Annotated in this window: 13 protein-coding genes, 2 pseudogenes and 1 riboswitch; of the genes and pseudogenes, 1 reads left to right on the top strand and 14 read right to left on the bottom strand. The window is 55.4% G+C overall.

The features are described 5' to 3' along the window. Positions 1 to 76: 76 nt before the first annotated feature. The 10 genes and pseudogenes from D3H35_RS11020 to D3H35_RS10980 form a co-directional block, all read right to left on the bottom strand. The gene (locus tag D3H35_RS11020; RefSeq protein ID WP_119149274.1) at positions 77 to 1,564 is read right to left on the bottom strand and encodes a peptidoglycan-binding domain-containing protein; all 1,488 of its coding nucleotides are present in this window, start codon (positions 1,562 to 1,564) and stop codon (positions 77 to 79) included. A gap of 14 nt (positions 1,565 to 1,578) precedes the next feature. Then, positions 1,579 to 1,992: a hypothetical protein gene (locus D3H35_RS11015; protein ID WP_119149273.1), complete on the bottom strand. Its 414-nt coding sequence runs from the start codon at positions 1,990 to 1,992 to the stop codon at positions 1,579 to 1,581. Beyond that, positions 1,989 to 5,852 (bottom strand): S8 family peptidase, encoded by a 3,864-nt coding sequence (locus D3H35_RS11010; RefSeq protein ID WP_119149271.1) that lies wholly within the window; start codon positions 5,850 to 5,852, stop codon positions 1,989 to 1,991. Before D3H35_RS11010 ends, D3H35_RS11015 begins: the two co-directional genes overlap by 4 nt. A 336-nt stretch (positions 5,853 to 6,188) precedes the next feature. Further along, positions 6,189 to 6,563: pseudogene (locus D3H35_RS11005) on the bottom strand (allophanate hydrolase-related protein); the annotation flags it as partial. Between the two features lie 58 nt (positions 6,564 to 6,621). Continuing rightward, complete coding sequence (locus D3H35_RS11000) at positions 6,622 to 7,095, bottom strand: GNAT family N-acetyltransferase (protein ID WP_119149269.1); 474 nt, start codon at positions 7,093 to 7,095, stop codon at positions 6,622 to 6,624. 29 nt (positions 7,096 to 7,124) lie between these two features. Beyond that, positions 7,125 to 8,474 (bottom strand): annotated as a pseudogene (locus D3H35_RS10995) (allophanate hydrolase); the annotation flags it as partial. Between the two features lie 24 nt (positions 8,475 to 8,498). After that, positions 8,499 to 11,093 carry a 5-oxoprolinase/urea amidolyase family protein gene (locus tag D3H35_RS10990; protein WP_411675144.1) on the bottom strand — a complete coding sequence of 865 codons (2,595 nt, stop codon included), beginning with the start codon at positions 11,091 to 11,093 and terminating at the stop codon, positions 8,499 to 8,501. After that, entirely contained in the window at positions 11,003 to 12,124 is a 1,122-nt protein-coding gene (locus tag D3H35_RS34785) for an ATP-binding protein (RefSeq protein WP_411675143.1), read from the bottom strand. The genes D3H35_RS10990 and D3H35_RS34785 overlap by 91 nt, the downstream gene beginning before the upstream one ends. An 18-nt stretch (positions 12,125 to 12,142) precedes the next feature. Continuing rightward, complete coding sequence (locus D3H35_RS10985) at positions 12,143 to 12,799, bottom strand: urea amidolyase associated protein UAAP2 (RefSeq protein ID WP_119149265.1); 657 nt, start codon at positions 12,797 to 12,799, stop codon at positions 12,143 to 12,145. A gap of 83 nt (positions 12,800 to 12,882) precedes the next feature. Further along, on the bottom strand, positions 12,883 to 13,611 hold the full coding sequence (locus tag D3H35_RS10980) for an urea amidolyase associated protein UAAP1 (protein ID WP_119149334.1): 729 nt from the start codon (positions 13,609 to 13,611) through the stop codon (positions 12,883 to 12,885). An 84-nt stretch (positions 13,612 to 13,695) separates the two neighbouring features. Beyond that, positions 13,696 to 13,800: riboswitch (guanidine-I (ykkC/yxkD leader) on the bottom strand. A gap of 1,372 nt (positions 13,801 to 15,172) precedes the next feature. Between D3H35_RS10980 and D3H35_RS10975 the strand changes: the two genes are divergently transcribed. Next, positions 15,173 to 15,679, top strand: a complete 507-nt coding sequence (locus tag D3H35_RS10975) for a TlpA family protein disulfide reductase (protein ID WP_119149263.1) — start codon at positions 15,173 to 15,175, stop codon at positions 15,677 to 15,679. A 495-nt stretch (positions 15,680 to 16,174) separates the two neighbouring features. Here the strand turns inward: D3H35_RS10975 and D3H35_RS10970 are convergent, their stop codons facing one another. From D3H35_RS10970 to D3H35_RS10955, 4 genes are read right to left on the bottom strand one after another with little or no spacing between them, the layout of a single operon-like run. After that, positions 16,175 to 17,506: an ABC transporter permease gene (locus D3H35_RS10970; protein WP_233567868.1), complete on the bottom strand. Its 1,332-nt coding sequence runs from the start codon at positions 17,504 to 17,506 to the stop codon at positions 16,175 to 16,177. 3 nt (positions 17,507 to 17,509) lie between these two features. Beyond that, complete coding sequence (locus D3H35_RS10965) at positions 17,510 to 18,187, bottom strand: ABC transporter ATP-binding protein (RefSeq protein WP_119149261.1); 678 nt, start codon at positions 18,185 to 18,187, stop codon at positions 17,510 to 17,512. Beyond that, on the bottom strand, positions 18,187 to 19,146 hold the full coding sequence (locus D3H35_RS31320) for a hypothetical protein (RefSeq protein WP_199728506.1): 960 nt from the start codon (positions 19,144 to 19,146) through the stop codon (positions 18,187 to 18,189). Before D3H35_RS31320 ends, D3H35_RS10965 begins: the two co-directional genes overlap by 1 nt. Before the next feature lie 28 nt (positions 19,147 to 19,174). Beyond that, positions 19,175 to 21,235 (bottom strand): alkaline phosphatase, encoded by a 2,061-nt coding sequence (locus tag D3H35_RS10955; RefSeq protein ID WP_233567867.1) that lies wholly within the window; start codon positions 21,233 to 21,235, stop codon positions 19,175 to 19,177. Positions 21,236 to 21,269 lie beyond the last annotated feature (34 nt).

Genomic DNA, 21,269 nt, shown 5'->3' with positions numbered 1-21,269 from the left:
GGAAGAGAAAAAAGCCTCGCACTCCACATTGACGCTTGGAGCTGCGAGGCCTTTTCATAGCGTTCGGAACAATACGTTACGGCGCCAGAATGATAGCTACGCCTAGCGGACCGGTTTCCGGAATCAGGAGGACTCCGATAATAAATTTGCCAACCCGGTAAGCTCCGTAGCCTGCCGCGACAGCGCCTGCCGATACGGCCAGCGTTTGGGCATCGGGAGCCGTTTGTTTCTGTCTGGACTCTTTCGGACTTGGGGCCGTTACCGGCTGTCTCTTCGTCTTAACGTTCGTTTTGTAATAAATCATACCGCTTTGGAACTGCGCTTTGGGACCGACGGTTCTTCCCGCACGAACGGAAATGTATTCCGTAGCCGACCAGTTGACAGAGAATGGAGCAATTGCATAGCCCGTAATTAACGGAAAATAAGACCTCTGGGTATTCCCGCTCGCGATGATATACTTCTCAAGCTGAGCGGCACCGCCTCGATTGATGGAGGAGTTTTCATCCCATCTGCCGTTATCCGGCTTGACCTCCCAGACGTAACGTCTGTTCGTATCTACAATATCCGCATACCCGGCGCCGCCGAGCCTCCCTCCGTTAGGCACATATATCTCTTTGCAAATCCCGGAAGTTTTATCGGAGTTGCAAGGAGGCATGCCCGCATTGGCTTGGATTTGATAGACCGACGCTTGCTGGACTAATGCATGCTTCAGTCTAAAAATGTTGATCTGATTTAAGTTCCATAAATTTCTTACTCCGTTTGAAGTAGTCGCGAATATCGATGCGTAGGTTTGAGAGCCTACGATTCCGTCAGGAGTGTTCCCGGATAAACTTTGATAGGTTCTGACCGCGTCTTCAACCTCTGGTCCGTATACGCCGTAATTCAAATTGTCCGGCAATTCGATTAAATCGTTTAACTGCAAAGCTCTTTGAATAACGAGAACATCCAATCCGGTCATCGGACTGCTTGCATTATAAGATAAGTTGCGGCTCAGCGGAAAGCTCTTGCTGCTTCCTCCGAGCTTGATCTTCGCGTAGGCCGAATTCGGGTTCATTATGATATAGTCGGCTCTGGCGAGGTCGGCTTGAAAATGGAGCTCGTTCTGTATGGCGTTTTTCTCGGCCAATGTGCGAACTCCCCGCTGATATTCGGACTCCGCCAGGTCGTATGCAGTCGATACGGCACTGATTTTATCCTTAATGCTTTGGTCATAAATATAGACATCTTGCGGTTCTCCCTGCATAGTTACACCGTTATCGGGTACTGCAGGCTGATCGGAAGCAATCGTCTCCGTGCTTTTTACAACCGATCCGTCAGGCAGATAGACGTAACTGGTAATTTCTTTGGAGCCATCCTTATAATCCGTGTATTCTTTCGATATTTTTCCATCCTGTACCTCGTATCTCGTCGCCGAAGGCTGGTTATGGTTAATTGAAGCCTCGACGACCGGAGAACCAGCCTGTCCCTGCTCTTGGCCCGGTTCGGCCATAACGCTGCCGGCAGTAAAGATTAAACAGGCGATCAGCGTGCATAACAGAGCTTTAACGAATCGATTGTTCACCATATCATCACTTTCCTTTACTGGACTATTAGGGTGTAGGAGGCGTTATATAAATTCGAGTTGTAGGCTTTGACTCGGATGTAATAGGTTTGATTAGCCGTAAGAGTATAGGCGATGGAAAAATTAAGATCCGTCGAATCGTCGTTATCCGCGAAAGGATCATTGTTGGAATCGCTCAGCACGCCAACCGTATCCGTACTTCCGGTCGTCTTAATGACGTACGAGCGCGTCGTGCTTGGAGTAAACACAAATACGTCTTGATCGCCCGCATAATTGATAAGTCGAGTAATAGGACTGTTGAGGACAAGCGTATCTCCGGCTATGTTGTCGTCGTTTTGAACGACTCTAAGCCCATAATTGCCTGTTCCCGCTTCGTCATAGTGGAACACCTTTACGTAGTAGACTTGCCCGCCGTACAGCTCGCTCGTCACGTTAGAAGTATCGGCCCCAAATAATCGTCGCTGTATCCTAATAGAATTTGCTTTTGATCGTACACTTCGACTACGGTATCCGTGCCGCCTGTCGTATCAATACTATAAACTCCGTTAGAAGCAGGCTGGAAACGGAAGAAGTCAACATCCCCCGCATAGTTTATGGAAGCGGTCGTAGAGCTTCCGAGGCTTATTGGATATGCGCTGCCAAAGTCGTTGCCATGATCGTTAACGGCCAGCAATCTGGCATGCACAGCGATACTGCTGCTGTATGGCGCAAGCTTCAGGTAATAAGTGACCCCCGCTGACAGCGTTGCGCTTAATCTGGAAAATCCGCTTCCGTTCGAATCGTCGTCGAAAGCGATCTGAGAAGCCAGAGCCGCATCCGAATACAAAGTGAGCGTCGTATCGTTCGCCCCCGTCGCGGCTCCACCGTAAGGACCTGTAGTCAGAAGATACGGACCGGAGACCGTCGGTGTGAATTGATACGTTTGTGATACCCCAGCTGCCAAATCGACATCCGTAGGAGTGTTTCCAGCTAAAATTGCGTACGCAGCCGTTACCGCATTGGCCGTTAACCTCGCGTGAACTGCCCCGCTGCCATATCCGGCAATCTTCACGTAATACGATACTCCCGCGCTCATAGACATAACGATTTGCGAAAAGGTAGAGCCGTTAGAATCGTCGTTATATGCGAGTTGGTTAGTGAGATTGGCATCCGAATAAACGTATAGCAGCGTATCGTTGCTTCCGCCGGACGACGTGCCTCCGAAGTAGCCGGTAAACAGCTTGTACTGGCCGCTGCTGGAAGGAGTAAACTTATACACCTTATAGGTGCCGGAAGCCGAATCGACATCATAGCCGACATTAAGACTCATCGTGATTGGAGCAGGCGGCGCCACTACTGCTGACAATCTCGCATGTACGGCCGTGGAGCCGTAGCCCCGAAGCTTCACGTAATAGGTTGTTCCTCCCGTGAGATTCCAATTGATCTCCGAAAACGTCGTCCCGTTGGAATCGTCATTGGAGGTAATCGAGCTAGTTAAAGAGGAATTGGAATAGAGCTCAAGCACCGTATCGTTGCTTGTTCCGACTCCTCCATATGGCCCTGTAAATATTTTGTAGGTGCCGGTAGAGCTTGGGGTGAATGCATAAGCTTGATAGGCTCCGGAAGCCAAATCGACGTCAACGGACGAGTTCAGCGTCAAATTCGGCATTGAGACGGCCTTTGTCGCAACGGAGCTCGTCGAGAAAAGACTGGAGCCCGAACCGTTGACTGCCGCCACTCCTACGGTATAAGTCGTGTTGGCCGCCAAGCCCGAGAAGGTGTAAGAGGTGCTCGCGGTTGTCGTAACCGTTGTACCGTTTAATTGCAGCGTGTATGAAGTCGCGCCTGATACGGCAAGCCACGAAAGCGTTATGTTGTTGCTCGTGCTGGAAGCGGACAACCCGCTCGGTGCTGCCGGTGCGCCGCTGCCCGATTGCGTTGAGACCGTCATTGAACTGACGGCGCTTGAACCGCTTGCGTTGTTGGTCGAGACGCCAACCGAGTAACTGGTTCCACCCGCCAAGCCCGAGTAGGTATAGGAGGTTGAAGTCGTAGTCGTGACTAATGATCCGTTCCGATACAGAGAGTAGGATGCAGCTCCGCTTACCGGTGACCAAGATAATGTGATGCTGCTTGTCGTACTGCTGGCCGACAGGCCGGAAGGAGCGCCCGGGGCAGAAGATAGAGTAGTTGCCGAAATGGTGGAGTAAGAGCTGCTCCCGCTGGCGTTTTTGGCCCGCACGCCAAGAGAGTAGCCGGTGCCTGACGAGAGACTGCTAAACGTATAGGATGTGCCGGTTACATTGGCGAGGTACGTACCGTTGAGTGAAACGTCGTAGGACGTCGCGCCGCTAACGCCGGACCAGTATAACGTCAAGCTGCTCGATGTTGCCGAAGACGAGAGCCCGCCAGGCGCCGAAGGAGCCGGCAACGGATCGACGTAAATATAGAAGTAGTCCGGAGTAATAACAGAATCGTAGTAATATTTGATTTTATACAACCCGGTCGGCGTAGAGCTCGAACTATACCACGTATAGCTAACGGCAGCATTCGCGGCGACGTTGTAAAAAATCGTTCCGTCTATTTTCGTATCGCTCGGATTCATCACCCCGATTGTGACGGAAGGCTTGGCCGACGATACTTTCAAAGACACCGTCGCGGATTGCCCGGGATAAATATGCTGATTGTTTCCAACGATATCGTAAGCGGAGATGCCGACATCGCTTTGATCGGAAACCGCTGTGAAGCCCGGCAGAAGCTGGGCATAGGAGCTCGCGGCTTCTTTCATTGCCTCTTCGAGCTTGGAAAAATCAAGCTCTTTTTGCTTGAAGTAAACGTTCTCGTTCGCAAACTTCGTAACGACATCTTCCTTGCGAATGGAACTTAACTCAATCGGCAGAATATGGAGCTCTTTGTTTTTCAAGAGAAAGGCTTGATAGTCGTCTTCGATACGCTTCGCCAGCTCCCGCTTGCCTTCGCGCGCGGCTTCCTCCTTGAGAGCAAGCAATTCATTGCTTAAGGCCAGCAACTTGTCGTCGATAGCGTTAATGTTGAAGCCCGTCTGGGGCTGCTCGACAACGGGCGGTTCTTCAATCGGAAGGGAAGGAACGACAGGCTCCTCAACCGGTGGAATGGCAGATCTTACAATACCGAGCGCCTTGGCCAGATTCACCAAGCCATGCCCATATTGATTGGCAGACCCAAGCGGTGTCGCTGAAGAATACAGAGTCTTTTTAAGCTGCTCCACGGACATTTTCTTGTTTTTCGACAATAGAGCCGCGACTGCGCCCGTTACATGGGGAGCCGCCATCGATGTGCCCGACATCACGACATAATCGCCGTCTTTCGAAGTGCTTACAATTTCCTGACCCGGCGCAACTAGATCGATTTCCGATCCCATGCTGGAAAAGCTGGCCAGCCGGTGGGATTTAGTTACGGCACCTACAGATATCGTCTCTTCAAAGCGGGCGGGATACGTTTCGGTTTCTTCTCCATAACCGCCATTGCCCGCCGCCGCGACAACAACAATTCCGTTGTCCGTGGCCGCTTTAACCGCCATGTGCAGTGCTTCGCTGTACGGGTCTCCTCCAAAGCTCATGGAAATGACGTCCATCTTATTTTGAATCGCCCATTCAATTCCCTGAATAACCTGACCGTACGTTCCGGCTCCGTCTTTGTCCAACACTTTGACGGAATAAATATCGGCTTCTGGAGCTGCGCCTAGAACTCCGATACGGTTATCCTTGGCAGCGACAATTCCCGCAACGTGCGTACCATGTCCATTGTCATCCAAGTAGGAGGCAACTGAAGGCACAAAGGATATTCCGCCAACAACCTTGAGATCGGGATGCGCGGATATTCCTGTGTCGAGAATGGCTATTTTCGTATTTTTACCGGCTATATTCTTGCTGTTGGATAAGTCCGCTCCGATGGAATGGATTCCCCATGGCACGTTCTGATCGCTCTTCTTCATGTTGTCGATGAAAGGGTGACGCTTTTCGCCCTTTCCCCTGGATTCGGCGAATACGGGAGCGTCGCTTTCAACGAACGCAATCTCGGAATCTTTTAACAATTCTTTATAATCCGAGTAGCTCAAGTCAACCGAGATAATATTTAACGAATCTGTTTTTTTAGGTTTTTTGCCTTGAAGCTTTCTCTTCGAGATAAAAGCATCCGCATTGGCATTGTTCTTCAATTTGATGATAAACCCGTTCGGTTTGGCCGACTCTGCCGATGTTAGCGAAGGGTGAACCGTTGAAATAATAAGCAATAACGCCGTAATCAAGCATAGGAACCGGATAAGTCCTTTCACTAGACAAACCTCCTCGTCGCATTTTCTTAATGGCAAACCGACTTTCTTTTTTCTTCACCCCGGCAAACGCAACGGCCCCCAATCATTGAAGAAATGTACGAAAATAGACTGCACCCAATATCCTAGATGAAGGTACCCGATTTTGATAGAGTATTTTTTGTAATTATTTGTCGAATTTCCTTAAATATACTCTAAATCTACTCCCGGTATTTTTTTGATCTTTCTCTTTCCATTAACCGCAATAATGCAAAAAAGCCCGCTCGAAGGAGCAGACTTCTTGGCATAAGCACGGACAAACGAATTAAACATCCCCTAGCCTTCTCGCGACCACGTTCTCTATCTCAAATTCCGCCAGCCGCCCAAGCTCGAAATATCTTCCGCGCCCGCCAGCTCGGACGCATACCCTTCGCAAATGAAGCCGCATACTTCGGAGCCGTCGGCCAGCTCGACCTTTCCAATGCCTAGCGGAGCCGGAATTAAAGCGACGAAGGAACCAAACGCTTCGACGGGCATCTCCCATACTTCGACCGCGATCGGCGCGCCGCCCGAAATCCGCTTGATCAATCCCGGCTTCGCAGGCGTCGTCGGCAGCTTGAGCAACCGATACTTAGGAGCCGTTTCCGTCTCTCGGACAAAAATCGCACCGCGATCCAGCAGTTGTTTTTCGAGCGGATAGCCTCGCATATGCAGGCCGCAAACCGCGACTAACGTTTTTTCGGAGCTCATGTTTTCTTGCCGCCTTTCTAAATAGAATAGAAGCTCGGAACCGCTATGGCTGCAAAACCTTCTTCATGACGTACCACGCGTCCGTCTTGTTCGGGTACTCTAGCATTTCCACAACCTCGTAGCCTCTTTTTTCATAAAAAGCAATGTTGCCCGGCAGCGACAGCCTCACTTCAATCCGCGCTTCCGAGACTTGTCGATTTCGGGCCATATTCTCCAAGCAGGTCATGAGCTCCTGCCCGATTCCTCGCCCGCGCGCTTTGCCGCTGACAGACACTCGCCCGATGTACATGTAACTCTCTTCATAATAATATTGTGCCGAACCCAAAGGTTCTTTACCGTCCCAAGCAATCACGGCTCCGCCGCGGCCGGCTATTTTATTTCTAATATCCTCTACCTCTTCGCGCAGCGCTCCGGACGGAGGATTGAGTCTATCGCGGTACTCCTCGAACGCCTCGCGCATGAGCCGATGCACGAGAATAAGCTCATGGTCCTCGGCCGTTCGGATAAGGCAGCTCACAAGCGAGCACCCCCGGTCAACAAGGAGTCTGCGAAAGCTCCTGCCGCGCCCCGGATCAAATCTTCTCTTTCCGCCATGGCAAAAAAGGTAATTCCGAAGGGCAGATCGTCTGCCGCGTCGCCGGACGGAACTGCAACAGCGCACATATCCAGCAGGTTGCAATGGTTCGTGTATTTTCCCATATCGCGGTTCGTCGCAACGGGATCTTGCCTTACCTGCTCGCGTGTCCATGTACCTCCCGCAGTAGGCAGAACAAGAACCGCATCCTTCAACCGCTTCCGCGCTTCGAGCTTGAACGCCTGAAGCTTGTGCATCGCTTTGAACAGAGCTGCGGCCGTATGCCGCGAATCGGCTCCCGATCGCAAAATTCGCTCGGTGACCGGGAACACGTCTCCCGCCCCGGACTCGACGAACTCGGCAAGTCCCGCCCATCTCTCCGCGACCCACGGCCCTTCGTACAAGACGGCGGCGGCCTCGCCGTAAAGCGAGATATCGGTCTCTTCCACGGTAATACCGAGCCCCTTCAGCTTGAGGAGCGCAGCTTCCCAAGCCTGCTCGTAGTCCGCTGCGAACGGGCCGTAGAATTCAACCGTTCCGGGCGCGGGAACGCAAATTCGGGAAGGCAGCGCCGACGGTACGGGCAAGGGTAGCTCCCGCGACCACGGATCTTCGTCGTGCGGGCCGCGAACGACCCGATCAACAGCCGTGGCATCTTCCAGATTCCATGCGAAGACGGTTACGCAATCAAGGCTTTCGCAAGCGGGAACGACTCCCTTGACCGGCCATGCCCCCATACTCGGCTTATAGCCGACAAGCCGGTTCAAATGCGCCGGAACCCGGCCGGAACCAGCCGTATCTGTACCGAGGGAGAACGCCGCCTGCCCTCTCGCCACCGCAACTGCCGAACCTCCGCTGGAGCCGCCGCTAATGAGCTCGGGCCGCAGCGAGTTATGCGTTTCGCCGTAAGGGCTGCGAGAGCCGACCAGCCCCGTTGCGAACTGATCGAGATTCGTCTTGCCGAGCGGAATCGCCCCGGCGGCGATCAGCCGCTCGACGACAGCCGCATCCTCCGAAGGAGCGTAGGCGAAAGCCGGACAAGCCGCCGTCGTCGGCGCAGCCGTCCAATCGATATTATCCTTGATGGCAAACGGGATGCCCCACAGAGGAGCGTCTCCCGGATCAACCTCGCCCAGCTTGCGCAAATAAGGCTCGATCCGGCTCAGCTCGGGAGGAGTGATCCAAATGTTCATCTCTTCGTCCTCTTGGGAACGTCGGATGATTTCAACCACGACTTCCGTCGGTGTCGTTCCCCCGTTCCGATACAGCTCCCTGAGTCCTTCGATTGTGAGAGTATTCGGCAATACGGCCGTCTTTTTCATAGGTTCGCTCATCCTCCCCGTCTATCATCTGATGATGCTAACGATTAGCTGCCCGGAATGAACCGATTCGCCGGGTTCTACGAATACCGAGCCGACGATTCCGTCGCAAGGCGCCTGCTGGGCGAACTCCATCTTCATGCTCTCCTGAATGATAAGCGTATCGCCCTTCTTGACCGCTTGCCCGGCGGAAGCAAGCACCTTCCAAACGCTGCCCGGCATCGGACTTCTCACCGCGACGGCTCCGGCCGGCAATTCGTCCTCCTCCGCCGGCTTTGCCGCTTCCTGCTCCGACACATACTCGGCAAGGCCAAGCCGCTTCCAGCTCTCGCGCTCCTCTTGAAAAGCTTTTAGCTGAAGGCTGCGAAAAGCATCCGCGCTTTCCTTAATCGAATCGAGGAATTGCAAATAGTCCCCGAGATCGAACGTCGTCTCCGTAATGTCCGCTTCATATCGGCCGCGCAAAAAATCTTCCCGAAGAACGAGCAGCTCGTCGGCATCGACCGAGTAAAATTGAATTTGATCAAAAAATCTCAGCAGCCAAGGCTGCCCCGGCTTGAAGCTTTCGGTCGATCGGAGCCTGTTCCACATCTGCACCGTACGACCGACGAATTGATAACCGCCCGGCCCTTCCATTCCGTAGACGCACATGTACGCTCCGCCGATTCCGACCGCGTTTTCCGGCGTCCACGTGCGGGCCGGATTGTACTTGGTCGTCACGAGGCGGTGGCGAGGATCGGTCGGCGTTGCGACAGGCGCGCCCAGGTACACATCGCCCAGACCGAGCACCAAATAATTCGCCTCGAAAACGATTCGTTTCACTTCTTCGGTGTTGCTCAATCCGTTAACGCGGCGGATGAACTCGATGTTGCTCGGGCACCACGGCGCGTCGGGGCGAACGTTCTGCTGGTAACGGTCGATAGCGACTCTCGTCGCCGGATCGTCCCAGGAAAGCGGCAGCCGCACGATTCGCGAAGGTACGCGAATCGATTCCAGCGGCGGCAAGGACCGTTCGATTTCGACGATTCGCCGGCACGCTTCCGTTATCGTCATTTTGGCTGGGTCGATATGAACTTGCAGCGAGCGGATGCCCGGCGTCAAATCGAGCGCCGGAATGCTCCCGGCTTCCTTGATGGCTTGCATCAGGGCGTGAGCTTGAAACCGCAGCATCAAGTCAAGCTCCAGCCGCCCGTATTCCACCAGCAAATATTGATCGCCGCTGCAGCGGATTGCGAGCGGGTAGCGGCGCCCCTCTTCCATCCGGTACAAGATCGGATAATCGGAGCGGAAATCGGATGCCGCGGACGAAGGAAGAACGACCGGCTCCAGCTCCTCGCACTCTCCCGCTCCGATAGCTTGCAGATTCCTTTCCTGCGCCACGCGCAAAGCATCAGCTTCTTGCAAGGTGAGGAGCCGGAAGCGAAGCTTATCTCCCGGATGAAGCTGGCCCAGCTTCCACAGCTCTGCGGTCGCCGTCGTCACCGGGCAGACGAACCCGCCGAGGCTCGGACCGTCCGGCCCCAGAAGAATCGGCATGTCTCCCGTCAAATCCAGCGTCCCGACCGCATAGGCATTGTCGTGAATATTCGAAGGGTGAAGCCCCGCTTCCCCGCCGTCTTCCCTTGTCCAGAGCGGCGCGGGCCCGATCAGCCGGATTCCGGTGCGCGAGCTGTTATAGTGAACCTCCCAATCCGTCTCCGTCAATTGGGTCAAATAGTCCGGCAGCAAAAACTCTTCCGTGCAATGCGGTCCCGGAATGACGCCGATCGTCCAAGCTTTCGTCATCTCTGGACGATGCGCGACGGCCAAGGAGCTATCGTCGCCGGCCGAAGCGCCGACTCCCGCATTTGCGTTCACGTTCAGAACGTCTCCCGTGCGGATCGCCCGTCCGCCGTGACCGCCGAAGTTGCCCAGCGTGAACGTCGACGAGCTGCCCAATACGTCCGGAATATCGAACCCGCCGCCGATGAGCAGATATGCGCGCATCCCTTCTTTTGCCTCGCCGAACGTCAGCACTTGCCCTCTGCGGGCATGAACCGGCCGATACGCCGGAACCGGCTCATCGTCAAGCGCAGGCTGCATGTCAGCGCCCGTCACGCAGAAAATCATGTCGCTGCGGAACCGGAACGAACCGCCTCTCAGCGTCATTTCCAGCCCGGATGCGTTGTTGTCGTTGCCAAGCAGCTTATTGCCTATCCGGAACGACAACGGGTCCATCGGCCCGCAAGGCGGAACGCCGACATCCCAGTAGCCGACCCGGCCCGGATAATCTTGAACCGTCGTCTGAACGCCGCCGTCAAGCACCTCAAGCGCACGCTCGGCCGGCTCGAACCCGTTCAGCAATTGCGTATACACGTTGCCGGATACGCAATCTTCATTCGCAAGCAGCTGCTGCAAATATTGCAAATTCGTCGTAATGCCGTAAAACCGTGACTGCGAGAGCGCATCCGCAAGCTTGCGAATCGCTTCCTCGCGGTTGTCTCCCCGTACGATGATTTTCGCCAGCATCGGATCGTACAGCGTCGTTACCGTCAGCCCGTCCCGTACCCACGTTTCGTTGCGGGCGTCGTCCGAGAACAGCGCTTTATCCAGCTGACCGGCGCTGGGCCGGAAGCCTTGCAAGCAGTCCTCCGCATAGATGCGCGCTTGAATGCTGTGCCCTTGCGGCCGGGCGCAAGAGCTGCCAGCCCCGTCAATTCGTCCGCCGCCTCTCTCACCATCCACTCGACGAGATCGATTCCAAGCACCTCTTCGGTAACGCCGTGCTCGACTTGGAGCCTTGTGTTGACCTCCAGGAAGTAGTACTCGCACGTTTTTGGATCGTACAAATATTCCACCGTTCCCGCACTGCGGTAGCCGACCTCGGCCGCAAGCCTGCGTGCCGACTCCAGCATGGCGGCGCGCACTTCTACCGGCAAGTTCGGAGCGGGAGTTTCTTCGATTACCTTCTGGTTTCGCCGCTGAATGGAGCAGTCCCTTTCGCCCAGCGCAACGACTTCGCCGAATCGATTACCGAAAATCTGCACTTCGACATGGCGCGCCTTCGCAATATATTTCTCCAGGAAGACGCCGCCGTTCTTGAAGTTCGTCTCCGCCAAATGCCGGACCGATTCGAAAGCCGAGCCGAGAGCTTCCGCATCCGCACATACACGCATCCCGATGCCGCCGCCTCCCGCCGTGCTTTTCAGGATGACCGGATAACCGATTTTCGCCGCTTGCAGAATCGCTTCCGCCGGATCGACGATCAGCCCCGTCCCGGGCAGCATCGGAACCCCGGCGCGTTTGGCCGCTTCGCGGGCGGAATGCTTCAGCCCGAACGTCTCCATCTGCTCCGGCGTCGGCCCGATGAACGCAATGCCGCGTTCCCGGCAAGCCCGGGCGAATTCTGCGTTCTCGCTCAGAAAGCCATAACCGGGATGAATGGCCTGAGCTCCAGCCTCCTCCGCCGTCCGCAAAATCAGCTCCGCGTCAAGATAGCTGTCTTTGGCCGGACCTTCGCCGATCAGAACGGCCTCGTCCGCCATATCGACATGCAAGCTGTCTTGATCCGCTTTCGTATAGACGGCCACGGAGCCGATGCCAAGCTTGCGCAGCGTCCGCTCGATACGAACGGCTATGGCGCCGCGGTTGGCGATAACAATTTTGGTGAACATGGCGACCACTCCCCCCGATCAATCGTTCCAAATAAGAACCCGAATAGGCGTCGGGTTATAGGCGTTGCATGGATTGTTAAGCTGCGGACAGTTGCTGATCAGCGCCATCGTGCGGCCATGCGATTTCAACTCGACATAAGCGCCCGGAGAGGATACGCCGTCTGCGAAAGTGAGTCCGCCCTCCGGTGTAACCGGCACGTTCATGAAAAAGTTGATGTTCGGAGCGAGGTCGCGCTTCGAGTATTTGCCGCCATCTTCGTGCATAGCCAATTGGAGCATGAACGTGTCGCGGCAATTGTGCATGTGCAGCTTCTCGTGGGCGTAACGAACCGTGTTGCTCTGCGCGGAGCAAGAGCCCCCGAGCGTATCGTGACGGCCGCACGTATCGGCGACGATCGTCAGCAGCTCCTTGCCCGATTCCGCGCGCAGCACCGAGCCTGTCGACAAGTAAATGTTGCGCTGCCCCGCAATCGTCCGCACCGCGCTGTAATGATCCTCCGGATTGTCGGCGTCGTAGAACAACGTATCCGCCGCTTGATTGCCTTCCAAATCGACGATGCGAAGAACCTGTCCCGGTGCAAGCTCCCGCATCCATCCGTCCCCGGCAAGAACGATCTCGTCGTAGACGGCGGATTCGGATTGACGCGGGCTTTCGACTTTATTAAATAAGGCCATGGCTGAATTCCTCCCGATTAAAAATGATAGGGCTGCCCGTCACCGGCTTTGCAGCGAGTAATATTGCCACATGTTTTCGTACGTCACCGGCTTTGAAGCGAGTAGTACTCCCATGTATTTTCGTACGCCCGCCGATTTTCCGGTCGGAAGCTCACACAATAATCTTGATCGTTCGCCAATTCGGCCTCGGTCGCCGTTCGCACTTCCAGCTTCACCGGAACCGAAGGATAGGCCGTCCTCGGATCAAGCGGATTCGGCGTATTCGAAAGCACGATGACGACGTCCATCTCGGTGCGCAGCGTGACGGTCGCGCCTGCCGAACAATGCTTTGTATCGTAACGCATCTCTCCCGCATGGTCGCAGATCACCTTCGAAAATAGATTCACGTTCGGAGCAAGATCGCGAACGCCGAGACCGCATCGCACAAGCTCGACCGCAAAATTTTCCCGCCCGCTCCTCAGCCATTCGTTGCGATTCTCTTGATAGCGAGACAGGCCGTATTTGGCATCCGTCTCCTCCCGCGTCGTGTAGGCGGATATCGTATCGTGCCATCCGAGACTGTCTTCCACGATCCCCGCGAGCACCCGGCCGTTGTCGCTCATCAGCGTATGCCCGCGAGTCAGATGGGCCGTGTGCTGAGCCTTCAGCGTATCCGGCATGTTGTATCGCTCCGTCAGATCGTCCGCGTTATACAGCAGGAGCGACACGTTAGCCCCCGCCTCCAAAGCGGTAAAACGCAGCAGCTTGCCCCGGCCGATCTTGCCCGACCATTTGCCCCCCGGACGGATCGTTGCGCTCCATTCGTCGTTCATCATGTCGATTCGCTCCTTTTTCGGTTTGTACAGGTTCGTGGGTAAACAAAAAGGGAGACATCTCAAGACGGGTGTCTTGATGATATCTCCCAGGTTTTTATCCTTCCGTGTCGTCCCCCTCGTGCTCGGGAACGGTTTACTCTTGGACCAGACCCGACATGCGCCGACGGAACCCTAGTAAACTAAAGTATGCAGTTGTGTAACTAAACATAACATACCATCGTGCTAAGGAACCGTCAACCCCACTTCGAAAGAAGAAATAGCGCTGACACTCGTCAATTCTCGTCTTTCGAGTTATATTACCTAACACTTCAATGACAATAGCCCAATTATAGCCGGTTACTCCAACCATTCGTGCTCTCTCCAGACGAGTAGCCCAACTATAGCCAGTTACTCCAACCATTCGTGCTTCGTCCAGTCCAGTAGCCCAACTACAGCCGGTTACTCCAACCATTCGTGCTCTCTCCAGACGAGTAGCCCAACTACAGCCGGTTACTCCAACCATTCGCGCCCTCTCCAGACCAGTAGCCCAACTACAGCCGGTTACTCCAACCATTCGCGCCCTCTCCAGACCAGTAGCCCAACTATAGCCGGTTACTCCAACCATTCGTGCTCTCTCCAGACGAGTAGCCCAACTACAGCCGGTTACTCCCACCAATCGTGCTTCTTCCAGCCCAGTAGCCCAACTACAGCCGGTTACTCCAACCATTCGTGCTCTCTCCAGACGAGTAGCCCAACTATAGCCGGTTACTCCAACCATTCGCGCCCTCTCCAGACCAGTAGCCCAACTATAACCGGTTACTCCAACCATTCGTGCTTCTTCCAGCCCAGTAGCCCAACTACAGCCGGTTACTCCAACCATTCGCGCTCTCTCCAGACCAGTAGCCCAACTACAGCCGGTTACTCCCACCAATCGTGCTTCTTCCAGCCCAGTACCCCAACTACAGCCGGTTACTCCAACCATTCGCGCTTCTTCCAGCCCAGTAGCCCAACTACAGCCGGTTACTCCCTCCATTCGCGCTCCTTCCAGATCAGCAGCCCAACCACAGCCGGTTACTCCAACCATTCGTGCTCTCTCCAGACGAGTAGCCCAACTACAGCCGGTTACTCCAACCATTCGCGCTCTCTCCAGACCAATAGCCCAACTACAGCCGGTTACTCCAACCATTCGTGCTCTCTCCAGACGAGTAGTCCAACTATGGCCGGTTACTCCAACCATTCGTGCTCACTCTAGACCAATAGCCCAACTACAGCCGGTTACTCTCTCCATTCGTGCTGCCTCCAGACCAGTAACCCAACTACAGCCGGTTACTCCAACCATTCGTGCTCACTCCAGACCAATAGCCCAACTACAGCCGGTTACTCTCCATTCTCTGAGCGGAGGGGATAATGGTATAAATTTCGAAAAGCACATTTGTTTTCTAAGACGTCGCAGAGCCAAGAAGCCTGGAATAGTCCAGTACATAGAGAAATGGTTTCCTCTTCTTGCGCAACGCTTAATTAATACAGCGATAATAGTGCGGCTCTATGCTAATAAAAAAGGTTGGGGCGGCGATATAGCGTGAAAATTCGATATTTGTACGTGGGAGCGCTTATGCTGGCATTGTTGATCTACGCCGTGTGGCCTCAGCCAGCGGAGGAAGCGGAAGCGACGATCGGCGAGTCCGCCCCTCGGATCGAGCTGACTTCCTTAGACGGCCTGACATATGCGCTTCGTCCCTCTTCCGACGATAAACTGTTAGTCGTCAATTTTTGGGCTACCTGGTGCGAACCATGCAAGAAGGAGGCTCGGGAGCTTCAGGCGTTCTATGAAAAGCACCGCGATAAAGTCGAATTGGTTGCTGTTAATTTGACCTCGAAGGACAAAGAGGCCGACGTTCGAACGTTCGCAACGAAATACGACCTCCGCCTCCCTGTCCTGTTGGACGAAAAGTCGAAAGCCGCGGATGCTTATCATATTGCCGGCTTGCCGACGACCTACTGGATCGATTCGTCAGGCATTGTCGCCGGACGCAAGGTGGGCCCGGTCGACCGGCTCTTTTTGGAAGGGTTGTTGCCGGAGGAGTAACCTTCGCCGGTTGTTCGTAAAGGTTCATCGGAGTTGTGGCCGTTACAGTCACATTTCTCTCGTCACTTCGAATATCCGCCAGCGTTTTGTCCAATACGGTCACAATTCGCTCGCTTAGCCGGGGTTTCGCCGGAGTTGTGGCCATTACAGTCACATTTCTCTCGCCACTTCGAATTTCTGCTAGCGTTTTGTCCAATACGGTCACACTCTGCTCGCTTAGCCGGGGCTTCGCTGGAGTTGTGGCCGTTACAGTCACATTTCTCTCGCCACTTCGAATATCCGTCAGCGTTTTGTCCAATACGGTCACATTTCGCTCGCTTAGCCAGGGTTTCGCCGGAGTTGTGGCCGTTACAGTCACATTTCTCTCGCCACTTCGAATTTCCTCCAGCGTTGTGTCCAATACGGTCACATTTTGCTCGCTTCGACGGTGGCTCGCCGGAGTTGTGTTCATTTTCGTCACAACTCCAGCACGTTACTCTAGCAAACCGCGAATAACTAAGCGTTCAAGTACCTCGCCGTTTCGGTTCGATAGGCGCTAAACGCGGGAAAAAGGCCTGCCGCGATACCGAGAAGCGCAACTCCTCCGATAAACGACAGCCACTCCCATTCGAAAGCAGTCGGAATAGCGATGGACACTTGCGTGCCGATGTAGCGGGTAAGCAGCTCCGTCAAGCCATACCCCGCCGCCGTTCCGAGCGCGCACCCGATTACCATAACGAGTGCGGATTCGAGCAGCACGATCGTCATGACCGATAGACGGCCCGCTCCGATCGCACGGAGAATGGCGACGGTCCGCCTCCGCTCGACCGTGGATCCGTACAGCGCCAGCGCAACGGTAAGAGCCGCCATCCCAAGCACCACGTAGCCGACGTCCCGAAGTACCCGTTCTCCTCCGCCCATCATATCGAACAGCTTGGCAAGCACTTGCCCCGGCAATACCGCCTGCGCATCCTTACCCGCGTTGATCTCCTGATACAGCTTCAACAAGCCGACATAGCTTTTGGGCTTGATGAGAGCAGCCGTTACGCCGCGGTTTTCTTCGTCGGAACCGCCGACAGGATGTTCGCCGCTAATCTCCCCGTTTTCGGAATGAGCCGCTTCCGAGCCTTTGTCGTCTGCGTCGGCGCTCCCCGATCCGTTTTTTGCGCCTGCGCTCGCCGTCGCGCCGTCAGCCGTTTCTTCCTCATGCTCATGGGCAATCCAGTAGCTATCGATGCTGACATAGATGCCCTGATCGGACGGAGCCGATACGGCGTCGAGAACTCCGACGACCGTGTACGGATGCTCGGCGTGCTCCTCCGGTTCGGCGGCTGCGGCGACTCCATGCGCCCCGGCAAACCGATCGCCAAGCTTCAAGCCTGTTTGCCGAGCGACGTCGGATCCGATGATCGCCTCGAAGGAGCGCTCGAAAAGACGTCCCGACGATAAACGGAAGTAAGGGGGATCGACAGGTCTTCCTTTTAAGCCGAAAAACGATACGTCCGTCCCGACAACCCGAAACCCTCGATAGTTGTCTCCCAGCGCAAACGGTACCGCGAGACTGACCCTCTCGTCCTTCGACAGCTTCTCGTAAAAAGCTTGATCGATGTTAGCCAGAGGATTGTCCATCAAAAAAATCGTATTAAAAACAAGCTGGTTCGCGCTCCCCTTCGATCCGACGATCATCCCGTACGGCTCGCTGGCGCGGACGATTCCTTGCTTGATCCCGCCGGACAGCATCATGATGGACAGCGTTACGGCCACTCCTATCACGACTACCAGAATCGTTATGATTGTCTGAACCTTGCGGTTAGCCAAATTGCGCCAAGCCATGGAAATCAGAGACACCCGCTACGCCCCCTCTCTGGACAATTCCCGTATGCGGACGATCCGGTCCATTCGGCCCGCCAATTCGGAATCGTGCGTACAGAGCAAGAGCGCCGCCCCCTCCTCCTTGCATGCGTTCGCAAGCAGTTCGAACACGTTGCCGGCATTGGCCGCGTCCAGACTGGCGGTCGGCTCGTCCGCCAGCACGAGCGCAGGCCGGTTCGCCAGCGCTCTCGCGATCGATACGCGCTGCTGCTCACCCTGGCTAAGCTGCGCCGGCCGATGACGGAGCCGATGGCCCAAGCCGACTTGGTCGAGCAGTTCGGCGGCCCGCTCCTTCTTTTCCTTGCCGGTTAACGCGCTGCTTCCGAACTGCATAGCCGCAAGAACGTTCTCGATTGCCGTGAAGCCCGGCAACAAGTTAAAGCTTTGGAACACGTACCCGATATGACAGGCCCGGAACCGATCGAGCTCGGCTTCCGCGAGAGTCTCCAACCGACGGTCGAGCAGCCGGATCGTCCCTTCGGTCGGACGGATAATTCCGGATAGGAGATGCAGCAGCGTGCTTTTGCCGGAGCCGCTCGGACCGACCAGAGCGGCCTTCTCTCCGGCCGCCATGCCGAAGCTCCGAATGTCCAATACTCGCACCTGCCGCTTTCCTTCCACGGTGTAGGATTTGACTACATTTTCAAGCTGAAGCATTATTTCAGCACCTCGGTTTTATCCGCCATGATCCGAATCAAGCTGACGAAGCCCGTCTCGTCATCCGTCTGGGAGCCGACGCTAAGCGTGCCCGTTACTTTGACCTGGTGCTCGGTAGGCGTGAGCTCCTTGCCGTCCGGCATGAACACGACGACAATGTCGGTCGGCCAATCCGCATCCGTCGAGCAGAACGGGCATATCGCCAACGCTACCTTGGTCAATACGAAAAAACGTACGGTCGCGCTAAGAGGCGGGGCCATAAAGCCGGTCATTTCCACTTGTTGCCCGTTCAGCCGATTCACTTTGTCCGACAGCTTCATTCCTCTTACGGTCATTTCTCCATACAGCTCGGAAAATTTGAGCGTCTCCCGTTCGCCGTTCTTCTTCGGCGGTATCGAAGCTTGCGGAGAAGGGGATGCATTCTCAGCAGTCGAAGCAGCGCGATCCTCGCTCGGAGAGCCGATCGGACCCGACGGCGGCGTTTTCGGCCGGACGTTGGTCAACCCATCGGGCTTCGATGGAGAGGCCTTAACGCCGACTGACGCTTCAGACGGCATCTCAGCCTGAGCCTTAGCACCGCCGGATGCATCGGTCGACGAAGCGGCCTCGGCACCGCTCGAAGAATGAGGCGGCGAAGCGGCGGACTGCGTATCTGTCGACGTATCGGGCGGAGAAGATTCCCGAGCAGCGCTCGAAGTACCGGATGGAGAATAAACCGACGGATCGTTGACCGTCTCATCGGACGATGTTGGAGCCGACTGATCGGCGGCAGACGTATCGGATCGTGGCGAAGCTGTCTGAGTATCGGTCGCCGGTGTACCAGCCGCGCCTTCCTCCACGGACAAATCAACCGTCCCTTCCTTGTCGGGAAGAGACGGTTGACCGCATCCGGTAACGAGGAGAGCGACGGTTATGAAGCAGGCGGCCCAGACGGCAATCCGTTTGGGTACAAGCATCATTCGCAACGCCTCCGAATATGAATTTGGTTTACTTAGCGAGCGCGGCCAGCAAGGAGTTGCTCGTCACGACCGTTTTGCCCTGGCTGATTTTGAATTCAAGAGCGACGGCTTTACCGTTCTTCGTAGCCGTACGCTTAGCCAGATTCAGCACCAGGGTGCTGCCGTTCGCTTTTACGGTCGTGGTGTTTTTCGCGCTGTCATATTTCGCGCTGCCGCCGATTACGTTCAGGAACTCGGTCAACGATACCCATGTTTTCCCGTCCGGCTTCGCGCCGGTGAGACTCAAGCCGAGCGAGTTCACGATGCCGAAGAATACTTCGGTATTGTCCAGCGTCCCTTTGAAATAGCTAGCTCCCGGCCCGTAAGCCATCAGAGGAACGTCGTCGGCCGTATGGACCTCCGTCGAATCCACTTTTGGATCGAGTGTCCCGGTATGAAGGAATCGGTCCTTGTTTGGATCGTCCGGATTCGCGAGAGTGGCCGGGTTAGCCACGTACTTGCCGTCCGAGTTCACGGCCGGAGCTTGCGGAATAGCATTGAATTTGTAATCCTCGTAGTAGTCGGGCGTTGCGCCGAATACGACCGCAAGCTTGCGATCCGGGTTCGGGCTGTCCGGGAAGCCGTCTTTGTTCGCATCCGTGTAGGTCGGGAATTTGGCGGCCTCGTACGTACGGATCGCTTCGCGGCCGGATTTGCCGTCGCCTTCCCAATAGGTGCCTGCAATGCTGGCGGAATGGTTGTGATCGGCCGTGGCTACGATGAGCGTGTCGCCGTTCTGTTCCGCGAACTTTCTCGCGACGCCAATCGCTTTGTCCAGCTCGATCTCGTCATAGGCCGAACGCTCCCAATCCATTGCGTGAAGCTGCTTGTCGACGCTGGCGCCCTCTACCATCAGGAAGAAGCCGTTCTCGTTCTTGCTGAGCACGTCGATCGCTTTTTGCGTCATGTCCCACAGGTTCGGCTGATCGGTGAACGATTTGAGAGCTTCCTTATTGTTCGTGGAACGGTCGTAATAGACGTTCATATCGCCCGTATGGAACAAACCGAGCAGCTTGGACGGCGATTTGGCGGCCTTCAGCTGAGTAGCGTTCTCCGCGAACGTGTAGCCCGACTTTTCGAAATCGGCGATCAAATCCTTCTCGTCTTTGCGCTTGGAACCAGCTACCGATTTGGGCAGGAAGTAGGCCGAGCCGCCGCCGAGCACAACTTCCGGTTGGAGCTTCAACAGCATTTCCGCGATTTCCGGCTTGTCGGAGCGGCGGCGGGTATGGGAGACGACGGCTGCGGGAGTCGCATCCTCGATTTCCGAAGTCGTAACGACGCCGACGGACATGCCGCGCGTGCGCTTCAGCATTTCGGCCAGCGTCTCGACTTTAGGGTCGTCCAGAGAGCTTTCCGTATTGTCCGGATAGATGCCCAGACCGTTAACGGCCGATTTGTGTCCGGTGTTATAAGCGCTGGCGCTGTTCGCCGAGTCGGTTACGAGGGAGTCCATGCCCGACGTCGTCACAATCGCGCGCTGATCGAACTTGTCCATCTGAAGCAAGTCGTTGTATTTGCCTTCCGTCAGCCCCTTGGACATGATCCGGGCCATCGTAACGCTGGAAATGCCCATGCCGTCGCCGATGAAAAGAATGACGTTTTTCGCTTTTTTGCCGGCAACGTCGGCGGTTACGGCTTCGTATTTGACCGATTTCGATAGGGAGCCTGCTTTGACGGAGACGGTGTAAGTGCCGGCTTTGCCAATCGTGACGTCCCGAATCGTGAATTCGCGGGATTTGGCGGTGCTCGTCTTTTCGAATGCTTTGCCAAAAAACGCCGAAGCTTCCTTGCCGTTAACCGTAATGGCAACGTTGCCGGGATCTCCCGTCAAGTCGTTCAGCTCCACGCGGAAATCGAACTTGCTGCCCGCCAGGAATTTCGCTCTGTCGATCGGAGCGATATAGACGGATGGCTTCGCGACCGCCGTTGCGGCCGCCTGCTCGGCGGCGTTCGCTGTTTGCGGATACGTCGGCAACCCCGTTGCGCTGACGATGGCTCCGGAAGCGAGCAGTACTCCTAGCGTAACTTTGACCGCATTCATTTTCATACTGAATCGAGCACCTCCACATAATATGTATCTG

Origin of the sequence: Cohnella faecalis (assembly GCF_003570905.1) — a bacterium.
Classification (GTDB): domain Bacteria; phylum Bacillota; class Bacilli; order Paenibacillales; family Paenibacillaceae; genus Cohnella; species Cohnella faecalis.
The sequence above is the reverse complement of the archived record's forward strand: the minus strand, read 5'-3'. Positions and strand labels throughout refer to the sequence as shown.